Source organism: Peribacillus simplex NBRC 15720 = DSM 1321, assembly GCF_002243645.1.
GTDB classification, from domain to species: Bacteria; Bacillota; Bacilli; order Bacillales; family DSM-1321; genus Peribacillus; species Peribacillus simplex.
Genome location: NZ_CP017704.1, coordinates 2992635 through 3005569, shown reverse-complemented (window position 1 = coordinate 3005569; position 12935 = coordinate 2992635). Strand labels below are relative to the sequence as shown.

The following is a 12935-nucleotide window of genomic DNA, read 5'->3' as shown; positions in this document are numbered from 1 at the left end:
ACACACCTCATCTACCAGAGCCAACACTCTGCTGGAATTAGCACCGTATATAAATTTATACCGGTTGCCGGGCTTCGTCGGGCCAGTCCCTCCGCCACTCTTGATAAGAACTATTAAATTCTGCCGTTACTTAATTCAAAATATAGCATTTTAGAATAAATCAGTCAATGAATTGTTAGAATATTCTTTGTTTAATTTCAATCTCGCATTCAAATCTCCGCAACAAAGAAACCAACCACTGTTCTGATTGGTTTCTTAGCTGATTTCCTTAAGCAATCCGTACAAATAGGGAACGGATTGAAAGGCATATATTTTTTTGTGCAGCTGTCCTTCTTTGAAAAGCAATAAACATGGAACACTTTCGATTTCATATGATTCGGCAATTCCTTGGATATAGTTCATATTCATTTTGCCTGCCTTCAATTCCGGGAAAAGCTCCAAGGATATCGTCAGCATCTTGGAGGCAACCTGACAGGTGCCGCATAAAGGCGTATATAAATATAAGCAAAAGGTTTCCCCATTTTCAACAGCAAGCTTACACTCTTCTTCTTTCCATTCCTGCATCAATTAGTCGTTCACCCTTTGACTTAAAAATTTCATTTTCACATTCATATTGGCAGATATAAGCACAGTTGCGATATGATGTTCTGGTGAGCTTTCCACTTCTTTGTACATTTTATTAATATACAGGTGGTTCGCTTCCGGCATTTCCCTTCGGAATTGCTTTCGCAGCTTTTCTCCTGATTCATCTGCGTCAAAAAGGAGATAAACATCACGGTCCATCAATTCATCCACTAATTCATCCAGCTTAGTTAATGATATGGTTCCATTCGTACATCTTATTTCCACATCTTCATTTAAAACGGAGGCAACTTTTCTTCTATCGGAACTGCCTTCTACAATGATCACTTTATCGAATTCGCCCCACTCCATGTCATCACTCCATCTCACGAATTATGTGCGCAACTGCCACTGTACAAAATGAAAAGAGAGCAGGCCTTTTCAGTCCCCCTCTCCTTCTTTTTTAACCGTTGATTAAACTCTCATATTCTTCAGCACTCATCAGGTTTTCAATATCACTGCTATTAGATGGTTCAAGCACGACCATCCATGCCTTTTCATAAGGAGACTCATTTACATATTCAGGGTTGTCACTTAAATCTTCGTTTACTTCTACAACCTTGCCACTGATAGGAGCATAAAGCTCAGAAACGGTCTTAACGGATTCAACGCTTCCAAATGGTTCGTTCGCTTTCAATTCATCGCCGATTTCCGGAAGCTCAACGAATACGATGTCCCCAAGCTCGGATTGTGCGAAAGCTGTAATTCCAATGCGCACTGTTCCATCTTCCGTTTTGACCCATTCATGTTCTTTAGTGTAACGAAGTTCTTTTGGTGTTGTTGTCATTATTAACCCTCCATATGTACAGCTTATTTTATCTATACCATTATAAGGTAGATTGTTTGTTTAAGTAAGGAATTAACCAAATATTTTGTGAAATTTTAGTTCCAAACCTGTTCGAATTGCTCTTCTTTGAAACCTACCGTCACTTTGGTGCCATCCGTAACAATCGGCCTTTTCAGAAGCATGCCATCTGTGGACAATATATCAAGCATCTCTGCTTCAGAAGCTTCTTTCAGCTTATCCTTTAAGCCCAGCTCCCGATATTTTTGACCGCTAGTATTGAAAAACTTCTTCAATTCCAAATTACTGATTTTATATAGTTGTTCTATTTCAGTTCGCGAAGGCGGATTTTCCGCTATATGGATCGCTTCATACTGCAGTTCATGATTATCCAGCCACTTCTTCGCATTACGGCATGTGCCGCATTTTGGGTACCAATATAATGTTAAGCCCATCATTTCACCACCTATCAATAGAATACCCGTTTTCAGCACGCAATACAATGAAATGTCTTTTGAATTTCCAACGCGATTTCATCAAAGGAAATAAAGGGGTTATACAATCTGAACGTTGCCTCCAGGCACTCGCTTTCTTCGGGCGCTCTACCCTGGACGCGCTTTTCCCACAGGCGTCTCGCAAAAAGTTCCAATCTACTTTGTTTTAAAAATTAGATAGAACCCCTTTTGCCTACAAACTGAAGGGAATGCCTTTACGGCATTCCCTTTACAGATTCTGATTCATTGCTTAAAGAGCATATTTTTCCGCTTCGATTACCTTGATGGAAGCTTCACGTTTTTTCGCAATGACATTGATTGGATTGTGTCTTGTCAGCTTGCGGAGCGACGATAGCATGATGCGAAGAGTATCGCCTGTTTCCACCGCAATTAACGTTTCCTTTGCATGCTGTTCTATTTCATTGAAAGCTTCCTGAACGAAGATTTCTGTGTAAAGCACTTTTTGTTTGTTCTTCTCCAGACCTTTAACTGCAATTGCTTTTTCCGTACGCAATACCACGGATTCCGCTGCATAGGCAAGGGATGCGATATCAGCAATGTTGGAGAGGATTTCTTGTTCTTGATCAAGATTTTTGCCGTATTTCTGCGCAGCAAGGCCAGCTGCCAAAATACCGATTTTCTTAGCGTTTCTAACAAGCATTTTTTCTTGTGCCAATGGCTCATCGCCAGGTTCTTCCGGCATCATCATCATTAATTCCTCTTGCAGGCCTTGAGCCTTTTGAAGAAGCGGCAATTCCCCTTTAAGTGCTTTCTTCAGGAAAGTTCCCGGGACAAGCAATCGATTGATTTCATTTGTACCTTCAAAGATCCGGTTAATACGGGAATCACGATATGCTTTTTCAATTTCATACTCCTGCATGAAACCATAGCCGCCATGAAGCTGTACGCCTTCGTCCGTAACATAATCCAATACTTCGGAAGCGAAGAATTTATTCAAAGAACACTCAATGGCATATTCAGCGATTGCAGCCGCCATTGATTTCCCATCTTTCACTTGCTCATCCGTCAATTTGCTTTGTCTTTGATCATAAAGGCCAACGGTACGGTATACAGAGCTTTCTGCTGCATAAATTTTAGATGCCATTGTTGCAAGTTTTTCTTTCGTCAAGTTAAAATCGGAAATTTTCGTTTTGAACTGTTGACGTTGATTCGTATAAGCAGCTGTAATCTCAAGGGCACGTTTAGATCCGCCGACAGCACCGACGCCTAATTTATAACGGCCGATATTCAGGATATTGAAAGCGATGACATGCCCTTTTCCTGCTACACCCAAAAGGTTTTCAACTGGGACATGTACATCTTCGAGGATTAAAGTCCGAGTAGATGAGCTTTTGATCCCCATTTTCTTCTCTTCAGCCCCAGTTGATACGCCTTTATAATCACGCTCAACAATGAAGGCGGAGAATTGTTCGCCGTCGATTTTGGCGTATACACAGAAGACATCTGCAAAGCCTGCATTTGTAATCCATTGTTTTTCACCATTTAAGATATAGTGTGTTCCCTCTGCATTCAATTTCGCTGTCGTTTTTGCTCCCAAGGCATCGGAACCTGAGCTTGGTTCCGTTAAGGCATACGCAGCAATCTTCTCACCCGTTGCAAGTAATGGGAGGTATTTTTTCTTTTGGTCTTCATTCCCGAATAATACGATCGGCAAAGATCCGATACCTACATGTGCACCATGCGTAATTCCGAAGCCGCCTGCAAGTGCCATTTTTTCCGTAATCAATGCCGAACTGATTTTATCAAGACCCAATCCGCTGTATTCCTCAGGAACGTCAGCACCAAGTAAACCGATTTCACCTGCATGCTTCAGTAATTTAACGGAACGGTCAAATTCATGGTTTTCCAAACGTTCAACCTGCGGCAGAATTTCATTCACTACGAAATCCTCGGCAGTTTTGGCAATCATTTTATGCTCATCAGAATAATCTTCCGGTGTAAACACTTGATCATACGTAATATCTTCTACTAAAAAGGCTCCGCCTTTAATAAGGTTATCTGTAGTTTGATTGGACATGTTATTTCCTCCTAAGTATTTAAGATAGTAAACCCGCCGGAAGCATGACAGCTTCCGGGAGGGGTGGGATTACGCCAATAATTCAAATACTCCAGCAGCACCCATTCCGCCGCCGATACACATTGTCACGACTCCGAACTGTTGGTTTCTGCGCTTCATTTCATGAAGCAGGCTTAATGTCAATTTTGCTCCTGAACATCCTAGTGGATGGCCTAAGGCAATGGCTCCGCCATTCACATTGACAATCTCTTCATTCAATCCGAGCTCACGAATGATTTGAATGGATTGGGAAGCAAAGGCTTCATTCAATTCAAATAAACCAATATCGGATAACTCAAGACCCGCTAGCTTCAAAGCTTTTGGAATGGCCGCAATCGGTCCGATGCCCATGATTTCAGGCGGTACCCCTGCTACAGCAAAGGAACGGAACTTACCCATCGGTTTCAACCCTAATGAAGAGGCCTTTTCCCCATCCATGACCATGACCGCGGCTGCACCATCACTCGTTTGTGATGAATTCCCTGCTGTTACGGATCCTGTAACAGAGAATGCGGGTCTTAGTTTTTTTAGCACTTCAGCAGTCGTGCCTGGTCGAACGCCCTCATCCTGTGTAAAAGTAAATGATTTTTCCTGCAACTTAAGATCTGGTCCCACTGAACGAAGCGTTACGTCAACCGGTACGATCTCATCCGAAAACTTTCCTTCTGCAATGGCCTTAGCCGCCTTTTGATGACTTCTAACAGAAAATGCATCTTGATCGTCACGGGAAATTCCGTATTTTTTTGCAACGGCTTCGGCAGTGTGACCCATACCCATATAATATTCCGGTGCCGTTTCCGCAAGTCTCGCGTTCGGACGTGTTACATGGCCCATCATTGGCAAAAGGCTCATGGATTCCGCTCCGCCTGCAATGACTGTATCACTTTGGCCAAGCATGATCCTTTCCGCCCCATAAGCGATACTTTGCAGCCCGCTTGAACAGTAACGATTAATCGTTATGGCGGGTACTGTATAAGGCAATCCTGCCAACGCTCCGATGTTACGCGCCATGTTCAATCCTTGCTCCGCTTCAGGCATTGCACAACCGATAATCAGGTCATCTATGGTGCCTTCATAATTCCCTGCGCGCTTTAACGTTTCCTTTACAACAAGAGCCCCTAAATCATCAGGACGTACACTAGCAAGAGAACCTTTTTTCGCTCTTCCTACCGGAGTCCTTGCTCCAGCTACTATTACCGCTTCTTTCATGAGGATCCCCCTTACTCATTTTTAAGCTATCGATCTATTAATCTTCGTTTTCGCTTATCTTCATCTATTCATCAATTACGGAGTGGTTTCCCTTTAATAAGCATGTGCTGCATCCTTGCCTGAGATTTCGGAGTCGAAATCAGTTTTAGGAATGCTTGTTTTTCTAAGTTCAAGATATACTGTTCATCTACTTCCGTGCCAAATGGGAGTTTTCCCCCTGCAAGGACGTATGCAAGCTCTTTGGCTATGACAAGGTCATGATCTGATAAGAATCCTGAAAGGCGCATGGATTCCGCTCCTAATAGAAGTGCGGCATATCCCGTTTCACCTACGACAGGGATCTTTGTGCGGGCTGGAGCGGTATAACCTTGTTCATGCATGGAAAGTACCGCCTGTTTCGCATCATATAGCTGATGATCCGCATTCACGCTTATTCCATCAGCTGAATTAAGGAAATTATTACCTTTTGCTTCCTCGGCGGAGGTCGAAACTTTTGCCATGGCGACCGTTTCAAATACTTGGTTGGCCACTTTCTGTAAGTCAAAGTCGACGCCCTTCGGCATATTCCTCAACGTCTTCACATAAAGTTCTTTAGTCCCTCCGCCGCCTGGGATCAAGCCTACACCAGCTTCCACTAGTCCCATATACGTTTCAGTCGTTGCCTGGATGCGCGCAGCCGGAAGAGATACTTCAGCACCCCCGCCAAGTGTCATATTAAACGGGGCAACCACTACAGGAACTGCACTGTACTTGATTTTAAGCATCGCCTTTTGGAATTGGCTGATGACCATATCGAGTTCAAAAATATTGTCATCTTGCGCTTCCATTAGCATCATTGCAATATTAGCGCCTACACAGAAATTCTTTCCTTGGTTTCCGATGACCAGGCCTTTGAAATTCGCTTCCGCTTCGTCGACCGCAGCATTGATCATTTGTATGATATCCAGACCGATTGCATTATTCGGTGAAGTGAATTCAAGAAGAGCCACTCCATCGCCGATATCCATCAAGCTTGCACCACTGTTTTTCTTGATTACGCCTTTTTGCTTCTTGATCGCTTTAAGATTGATCACTTTAGGATTTTCGACAAGTTCTTTATATTCACCATTATCATAATAGTGAACTATGCCATTTTCTTCTTTATAGAAAGAAGTGATGCCTTTAGCGAGCATATCCTTCACCCATTGCGGAACGGTGATGCCTTCAGCTTCCATTCGGGCTACCGATTTTTCTACACCTATCGCATCCCAGGTTTCAAAAGGACCTGTGGACCATCCGAATCCCCATTTCATCGCTTGATCGATCCCCACGATGTCATCCGCAATGTCCCCAAGCAGCTGGGCAGAATACACAAGCGCCGGATTCAGAACATTCCAAAGTAATTGGCCGGCACGGTCTTCGCTATAAACAAGCGCTTTCATTTTATTTTCCAAGCCCTTGGCCTGTTTAGCCATTTCGATGGAAGGCGTTTTTAATCTTTTTCGTGCTTCATATTCAAGGGTTTCGGGATTCAGTTCAAGGATTTCCTTGCCTTTTTTCAAGAAAAACCCTTGGCCTGACTTGCTTCCAAGCCACCCATTCTTAAGCATTTCATTCATGAAATCAGGTATTTTGAAAACGTCCTTTTCTTCTCCATCCACCTGGTCATATACGTTTCTGGCAACATGTGCAAAGGTATCCAATCCGACTACATCAAGTGTCCGGAAAGTTGCGCTAGTTGCCCTTCCAATCAACGGACCTGTAACCGAATCGACCTCACCAACACTGTATCCGCCTTTTTGCATTTCCCGCAGAGTGACCAATAAACCATAGGTTCCAATACGGTTTGCGATGAAGTTAGGGGTATCCTTGGCTTCGACGACACCTTTTCCCAGTACATCTTCGCCGAATCGTTTCATGTATTCGAGCACTTCTGGTGAAGTTGCTTTAGTAGGGATGATCTCCAACAATTTAAGATAACGCGGCGGATTGAAGAAGTGTGTTCCCAGGAAGTGCTTTTGAAAGTCCTCCGAACGGCCTTCTGCCATCGCTTCGATTGAAATTCCAGATGTATTCGATGAAACGATGCTTCCTGGTTTACGATGCTGATCAACCTGGGCAAACACGCTTTGCTTCACCTCAAGTTTCTCAACGACCACTTCGATGATCCAATCGACATCCTTTAAACGACTTATATCATCTTCCAGGTTTCCCGCCTCGATCAACGCAATGTTTCCCTTAGCAGAAAGCGGAGCTGGTTTCTGTTTTAAAAGTTTCGTAATCGCAGTTTGACTGATGCGGTTACGCACTTGTTTATTATCTAATGTCAGTCCCTTTTTCTTTTCATCCTCAGTGAGCTCACGAGGTACAATATCCAATAATAAAGTCGGAATGCCGATGTTAGCAAGGTGTGCAGCAATCCCTGATCCCATAACTCCTGACCCTAGAACAGCAGCCTTTCGTATTTGTCGAACCAAGTTCATATCCCCCTTACACAATTTATTGAATGAATGCTCATTCATTTTTAATCCAAAAAAATTTTGAATATTTTTTCTTATTACTAATATAGAATATATTTGGAAATTCCGCAATGATTTAAACAGGAAAAAAATATTTTTTTCTCCGAGTTCTTTTGGTTATTTCTCCTCCTTTCAGTAAAAAATAACCTGGTAGGAGGTGACTTATATAATGAAGCGTAAAGATAATCCTTCTAAAGCAGCCGTAAGCGCAGCAAGCGTTAAAGGCAATGCCGGCCCTGGCGCTGAACGTCAACATGGAATCAATAAAGTGAACAGCCAGAACAATCAGTTCAAAAGATAATCCTTCTTAATTTGAGCAGCCGTTCCTTTTCCGGGGCGGCTCTCGCTTTCTATTTCTTGAAAAGGCCTTTTAAAACGAAAGCAATATTGGCCGGTCTCTCCGCAAGGCGGCGCATGAAATATCCATACCAATCCGTACCGTAAGGAACATACACCCTTACCTTATATCCTTCTTTAGCAAGTTCAAGCTGCTTTTCATTACGGATGCCGTATAACATTTGAAATTCAAAGCGATCCCGGGGAATTCCGTGATCTTTGACCAAGTCCCTCGTATAATCAATGATTTTATCATCATGTGTGGCAACGGCAGTGTAATTGCCATTTTGCATATGCTTCTTGATGATTTTCTTAAAATTCTCATCCACATCTTCTTTCTCGGGAAAAGCCACTTCCCTTGGTTCTTTATAAGCCCCTTTAACAAGTCTTAGATTCGGATGGTATGCATCCAGCTCCTCAATATCCTTCTCAGTCCGATACAGATAAGCTTGGATAACAGTCCCCAATTCATTATATTCAGACTTTAGGTTTTTGAATACATCCAAAGTTTGCTGACAGCGCGGAAAATCTTCCATATCAAGCGTCACGAAAACACGATGGGCTTTAGCTTCATCTAAGATCCTCCGCATGTTATTCATTACGACTCGTTCGGACACATCCAAGCCCATCGATGTCAGCTTCAGGGATAACTGTGAATCCAGTTCATTTCTGCCTATCATGCGGATCGCTTCGATGCACTCATCTGCCATCTTCCTTGCTTCTTGTTCATCTTCAATGAATTCACCTAAATAATCAATGGTGACAGCAAGCCCTTTCCGATTAAGATCTGCAATCACTTCACATGCCATATCCAAGGAATCTCCTGCGACGAAACGAGATGCTCCAAACCGCAGCCCGTATTTTTTCGCTCCTTTTGTCATGCCTTTGTTCTTTGATAAAAAAAGGAATAGATTTTTCAATATTCTTTCCATCTGCATTCCCCTCCAAATCATTTTGGAAAATAGATGCACAAGATTATTTTACCATTTAATTCATTTTTCAGATATTTAGAATCAAGAATAAAAAAAATTCATGAAGGGAAAATTAAGCTCGTTTAAAGAACACTTAAGGAGGTAGAATGATGGAACAGCAAAATTCGTTTAACAGCCAACAGCAGTCCACCGTCTTTATGAAGCAGCCGCCGGAAATGGTTTCGGTGAAAGATAGCTTATACTTAACCGATATGCTTGCATGGAATCTGAATGCGGTTAAAAAGGCACATTTTTTTGCCACACAATGCAAGGACCCGCAAATCATTGATGCATTAAATCGGTGCGGTCTCATGCATCAACGCCATTACGATACCATCTTGAAACATTTGAACCCGGATCAAATTCAAGGTCAACAACAATTCCAGTAAAGGAGGGTTCTTGATGCCCAATGAAAACAAAGTCCAAAATCCAGAATCTCCCGTGGCAAAGACACCGCAAATGAATGAGAGGGATTTCATAAATGATATGCTAACAACTGAAAAATACTTTTGTAACTCCCTTTCCGTTACCCTACACGAAATGAGTAACCAAGCACTTTTCCAAGACATTTTCTCCATTTCCAAAGAAAATCAGGAGATGCAGCGAGAACTCTTTAACCTTATGTTCGAAAAAGGCTGGTATAGTTTAGAAAAGGCGCAAGCTACCAGCTTAAGCCAATCGTATCAACAATTTTCCGGTTATAAAAATCAATTTCCAGCTGGAACGAACATTCAATAAGTAAACATTCAGGGGGGTGGATTCTGCTCCTTTTGTTTTTTTGCTACAAATAAAGCCGGCCCAAGGCGGGCCGGCTTTATATTTAGATATCCGTTGAAAACATATACTTCTTATAGTGATACCGAATGCTGAATATTAAGCCCATGGCCATCATGTTCCCCATTAGCGAGCTTCCTCCATAACTGACAAATGGAAGCGGAATCCCCGTAATCGGCAAAAGGCCTACAGTCATGCCGATGTTTTGAAAAACGTGAAACGTCAACATGCTTATAACGCCAACACAGATATATGTATAGAAGTTATTTTTCGTGTCCATTCCCGTTTTTGTTATGTGGTAAATCAATAGGAAAAACAAGGAAATTATAATACTTGATCCGATGAAGCCGAATTCTTCACCGATGATGCTGAAAATGAAATCTGAATGACTCTCAGGCAAATACACTTCCCTCGAACCGATTCCCTTGCCTGTAGTCTGGCCGGAGCCGATGGCCAGTAAGGATTTGGTTAAGTGATACCCTTCGGAGCTGGCATAATTATATGGATCCAGCCAAGAATAGATACGGCCGAATTGATAGGATTTTACCCCTAGGTATTTTTCCAAGATCTCCGGCTTCCAAAGGACAAAGTATAGGACCGTTGAAGCGACGACAATTCCTCCTGAAACGATCGGCAGCAGGATCTTCCATGTTACCCCTGAAATGAAAATCATTCCGAGCATGATTGACATGATGACAAGCGAGGTACCCAAATCTGGCTGTTGCATGATTAACAATAAGGGGGCACCGGTCACAAGACCGATTTTAATAAGCAGCCATATATCCGTTTGAATTGTTTTCAGCGTGTTTTTGAGATGATGGTTTGAGATGACATTTGCTAAAGCCAAAATCAGGAAAACCTTCATGAATTCCGATGGCTGAATCGAACCGATTCCTGGAATGACGAACCAGCTTCTTGCACCATTTATATTAGGTACGATGTTACTTGGCATAACGATCAGCAAAAAAAGCAAAAATAATCCGAAGCCATAGGCATACCAAGATATTTTTTTCAACTGATCCGAATCCAGGGTGATGAACCCTAATACGATTCCGATTCCTACTATATACCAAAAAATTTGTTTAATTAAGAAGTTTTCAGCGTACTGTCCAGTCGTTTGGGCACTATAGATTGCTAAGCAACTTCCAACGCATAATAACAGCAATATTGTGACCAAAGAAAAATCTATCCGTGATGAAAATTTATTTTGTTCTTCCATACTTAACTCTCCCTTAAAAAGGCTCCTGCGATACTTCTATAAATACACTTATTCATTATACTTTAAACAAATAAAATCACAACTATATAGAAGAATAGTTTACAGGCTTCATGGAGTTTTTTCCATGAAGCCTGTAGGCAGGGGGAGCTATGCTTGTGATTCCTTTGATTTTCTCCGTTTCAGCAATCTGCTGACCAATCCATGGCTTGGGGAAAAGAGAAAGGCCAATCCGAATAATATGGCGGCCGAACCCACCATGCAACCTGATATCGAAGCATCCAAAATGGTGGCTGAATAGTAGCCAATGACGGAACTTAGCACCCCGACCCCGATACTGACCAATATCATGCGGCTTAAACGGTCTGACAGCAGATAAGCCGTTGCCGCAGGTATGATGAGCATTCCAACTACTAAAATGGAACCTACACTATCAAAAGAAGCTACAGTTGTCAGTGAAATGAGGCTCATCAATAAGTAATGAAAGAACAGTACAGGAATTCCCATTGCAGCAGCAAGTGATGGATCAAATGACACGAGTTTAAACTGTTTGAAGAAAAGGAAGATCAGTATGAGGTTCAGGATAAAACAACTGCCAACTATCCAAACAGCTTTTGGTCCAACTTCGATTCCCGCGATTGTCATTGTGTTCCAGGGAGTATAGGCTATTTCGCCATAAAGGACATGTTCCAGGTCAAAATCTATTTGTTGCGTATACAAGCTCACAAGTACGATTCCCGTTGCAAAAAGGGAAGTAAATACAATCCCGATCGCTGCGTCAGCTTGAACGCCCGACGATTGGAAAAGCTGAATCAAGAATACGGTAAGCAAGCCGAGCGCAGCAGCCCCGATCAGCATTGGAACCGAATCACGGGTCCCCGTTATTAAAAACGCTAATACGATTCCCGGCAAAACAGAATGACTGATGGCATCCCCAATCAACGTCATTTTCCTGACTATCAAAAAGCATCCTAATACACTGCAAGAACCCGCCACTAATGCTCCGACTAAGATAATCCAAAAATCATTCATGATGAGTGGCTCCCTTTCCTTCTATCCTGTTCGAGAGAATATTTCTTTTTCGTCGATACCCTTCTCCATATAGATGAAAGCACTCCGCGTTTAGGTGCAAAAAGCATGGAAAAGAAAAACCATACCGTCGCGGATAAGACAATTAACGGTCCTGTTGGCAAATCATTGACAGATGTACTGATCAACGTTCCAGACACACCGCTCAACATTCCGAATACACCAGACAGGATGACCATGATATGCAGCCGCTCCGTCCAATACCTCGCAGAAACCGCAGGAGTTATCAGTAAAGATGCCATCAATACGACGCCTACAGCCTGGATACCGATCACTACAGCTGCCACGATCAGCATCATGATGAAATAATCCAGAAAAACAACCGGCAATCCCATCCCCTTAGCAAACCCAGGGTCAAAGGACAGTAATTTGAATTCTTTAAAAAATACGGTACAAGTGAAAATGAGAATAAAGGAAACCGTCATCATCATATATACATCGGACATGACCATTGACGCCGTCTGTCCGAATAAAAAGGTATCCAATCCACTCTGGTTTCCATACTCGCTCTGCTGGATCTGCGTAAGCATGACAATTCCGAAGCCAAAGAAAGAAGATAAGACGATTCCCAAGGCCGCATCCTGCTTGATCTTACTGTATCTCGTAAGCACACTGATCAAAAAGACAGCCACTAAGCCTGCCAAGGCAGCACCTATTAGAAAGTAGGAAGTGGATTTCACTCCAGTTAACATAAAGGCGACACAGATACCTGGTAACGCTGCATGTGCGAGCGTGTCGCCAAGCAAGGACTGCTTTCTGAGGTAGGCAAAGCTGCCGATGACCCCGCTGCTTAATCCGAGGAACATCGTGCCAAGCAATATCCACCTTGTATTTGGATCAGTAATAATATCCAGTATGTTCATCAT

General features: G+C 42.6%; 14 protein-coding genes and 1 riboswitch. Of the genes, 3 read left to right on the top strand and 11 right to left on the bottom strand.

The genetic code is table 11. The features are described 5' to 3' along the window. Positions 1–4: 4 nt before the first annotated feature. Positions 5–110: riboswitch (SAM riboswitch) on the bottom strand. Between the two features lie 145 nt (positions 111–255). The 7 genes from BS1321_RS14335 to BS1321_RS14305 form a co-directional block, all read right to left on the bottom strand. Further along, positions 256–564 carry a thioredoxin family protein gene (locus BS1321_RS14335; protein WP_063234141.1) on the bottom strand — a complete coding sequence of 103 codons (309 nt, stop codon included), beginning with the start codon at positions 562–564 and terminating at the stop codon, positions 256–258. Positions 565–567: 3 nt separating this feature from the next. Beyond that, positions 568–933, bottom strand: coding sequence for a toprim domain-containing protein (locus tag BS1321_RS14330; protein ID WP_063234021.1), 366 nt, complete (start codon positions 931–933; stop codon positions 568–570). Positions 934–1024: 91 nt separating this feature from the next. Beyond that, on the bottom strand, positions 1025–1408 hold the full coding sequence (gene gcvH, locus BS1321_RS14325; protein WP_034310122.1) for a glycine cleavage system protein GcvH: 384 nt from the start codon (positions 1406–1408) through the stop codon (positions 1025–1027). A 95-nt stretch (positions 1409–1503) separates the two neighbouring features. Continuing rightward, positions 1504–1860, bottom strand: a complete 357-nt coding sequence (locus BS1321_RS14320; RefSeq protein ID WP_063234020.1) for an arsenate reductase family protein — start codon at positions 1858–1860, stop codon at positions 1504–1506. Between the two features lie 289 nt (positions 1861–2149). Beyond that, a complete protein-coding gene (locus tag BS1321_RS14315) occupies positions 2150–3937 on the bottom strand; it encodes an acyl-CoA dehydrogenase family protein (RefSeq protein ID WP_063234019.1) in 1788 nt (595 codons plus the stop codon). A gap of 69 nt (positions 3938–4006) precedes the next feature. After that, positions 4007–5185 carry an acetyl-CoA C-acetyltransferase gene (locus BS1321_RS14310; protein WP_063234018.1) on the bottom strand — a complete coding sequence of 393 codons (1179 nt, stop codon included), beginning with the start codon at positions 5183–5185 and terminating at the stop codon, positions 4007–4009. Between the two features lie 71 nt (positions 5186–5256). Beyond that, on the bottom strand, positions 5257–7647 hold the full coding sequence (locus tag BS1321_RS14305; RefSeq protein ID WP_411836533.1) for a 3-hydroxyacyl-CoA dehydrogenase/enoyl-CoA hydratase family protein: 2391 nt from the start codon (positions 7645–7647) through the stop codon (positions 5257–5259). 202 nt (positions 7648–7849) lie between these two features. Between BS1321_RS14305 and BS1321_RS14300 the strand changes: the two genes are divergently transcribed. Then, positions 7850–7984 (top strand): YuzL family protein, encoded by a 135-nt coding sequence (locus BS1321_RS14300; RefSeq protein WP_072273724.1) that lies wholly within the window; start codon positions 7850–7852, stop codon positions 7982–7984. Between the two features lie 49 nt (positions 7985–8033). Here the strand turns inward: BS1321_RS14300 and BS1321_RS14295 are convergent, their stop codons facing one another. Next, positions 8034–8951: a proline dehydrogenase family protein gene (locus BS1321_RS14295; RefSeq protein ID WP_063234016.1), complete on the bottom strand. Its 918-nt coding sequence runs from the start codon at positions 8949–8951 to the stop codon at positions 8034–8036. A gap of 149 nt (positions 8952–9100) precedes the next feature. On the opposite strand from BS1321_RS14295, the gene BS1321_RS14290 reads away from it, so the two are divergent. Then, positions 9101–9379 carry a hypothetical protein gene (locus BS1321_RS14290; RefSeq protein ID WP_063234015.1) on the top strand — a complete coding sequence of 93 codons (279 nt, stop codon included), beginning with the start codon at positions 9101–9103 and terminating at the stop codon, positions 9377–9379. A 13-nt stretch (positions 9380–9392) separates the two neighbouring features. Next, positions 9393–9728, top strand: coding sequence for a spore coat protein (locus BS1321_RS14285; RefSeq protein WP_063234014.1), 336 nt, complete (start codon positions 9393–9395; stop codon positions 9726–9728). An 82-nt stretch (positions 9729–9810) separates the two neighbouring features. On the opposite strand, the gene BS1321_RS14280 is transcribed toward BS1321_RS14285, so the two are convergent. From BS1321_RS14280 to BS1321_RS14270, 3 genes are all read right to left on the bottom strand, one after another. Next, positions 9811–10983 carry an FtsW/RodA/SpoVE family cell cycle protein gene (locus BS1321_RS14280; RefSeq protein WP_063234013.1) on the bottom strand — a complete coding sequence of 391 codons (1173 nt, stop codon included), beginning with the start codon at positions 10981–10983 and terminating at the stop codon, positions 9811–9813. 147 nt (positions 10984–11130) lie between these two features. After that, complete coding sequence (locus BS1321_RS14275; RefSeq protein WP_063234012.1) at positions 11131–12012, bottom strand: metal ABC transporter permease; 882 nt, start codon at positions 12010–12012, stop codon at positions 11131–11133. Beyond that, complete coding sequence (locus BS1321_RS14270) at positions 12009–12935, bottom strand: metal ABC transporter permease (protein ID WP_063234011.1); 927 nt, start codon at positions 12933–12935, stop codon at positions 12009–12011. Before BS1321_RS14270 ends, BS1321_RS14275 begins: the two co-directional genes overlap by 4 nt.

Coding starts and splice junctions, on each gene's coding strand:
- BS1321_RS14335 (WP_063234141.1), bottom strand. CDS start 564: ATGCAGGAATGGAAAGAAGAAGAGTGTAAGCTTGCTGTTGAAAATGGG.
- BS1321_RS14330 (WP_063234021.1), bottom strand. CDS start 933: ATGGAGTGGGGCGAATTCGATAAAGTGATCATTGTAGAAGGCAGTTCC.
- gcvH (WP_034310122.1), bottom strand. CDS start 1,408: ATGACAACAACACCAAAAGAACTTCGTTACACTAAAGAACATGAATGG.
- BS1321_RS14320 (WP_063234020.1), bottom strand. CDS start 1,860: ATGGGCTTAACATTATATTGGTACCCAAAATGCGGCACATGCCGTAAT.
- BS1321_RS14315 (WP_063234019.1), bottom strand. CDS start 3,937: ATGTCCAATCAAACTACAGATAACCTTATTAAAGGCGGAGCCTTTTTA.
- BS1321_RS14310 (WP_063234018.1), bottom strand. CDS start 5,185: ATGAAAGAAGCGGTAATAGTAGCTGGAGCAAGGACTCCGGTAGGAAGA.
- BS1321_RS14305 (WP_411836533.1), bottom strand. CDS start 7,647: ATGAACTTGGTTCGACAAATACGAAAGGCTGCTGTTCTAGGGTCAGGA.
- BS1321_RS14295 (WP_063234016.1), bottom strand. CDS start 8,951: ATGGAAAGAATATTGAAAAATCTATTCCTTTTTTTATCAAAGAACAAA.
- BS1321_RS14290 (WP_063234015.1), top strand. CDS start 9,101: ATGGAACAGCAAAATTCGTTTAACAGCCAACAGCAGTCCACCGTCTTT.
- BS1321_RS14285 (WP_063234014.1), top strand. CDS start 9,393: ATGCCCAATGAAAACAAAGTCCAAAATCCAGAATCTCCCGTGGCAAAG.
- BS1321_RS14280 (WP_063234013.1), bottom strand. CDS start 10,983: ATGGAAGAACAAAATAAATTTTCATCACGGATAGATTTTTCTTTGGTC.
- BS1321_RS14275 (WP_063234012.1), bottom strand. CDS start 12,012: ATGAATGATTTTTGGATTATCTTAGTCGGAGCATTAGTGGCGGGTTCT.
- BS1321_RS14270 (WP_063234011.1), bottom strand. CDS start 12,935: ATGATGAACATACTGGATATTATTACTGATCCAAATACAAGGTGGATA.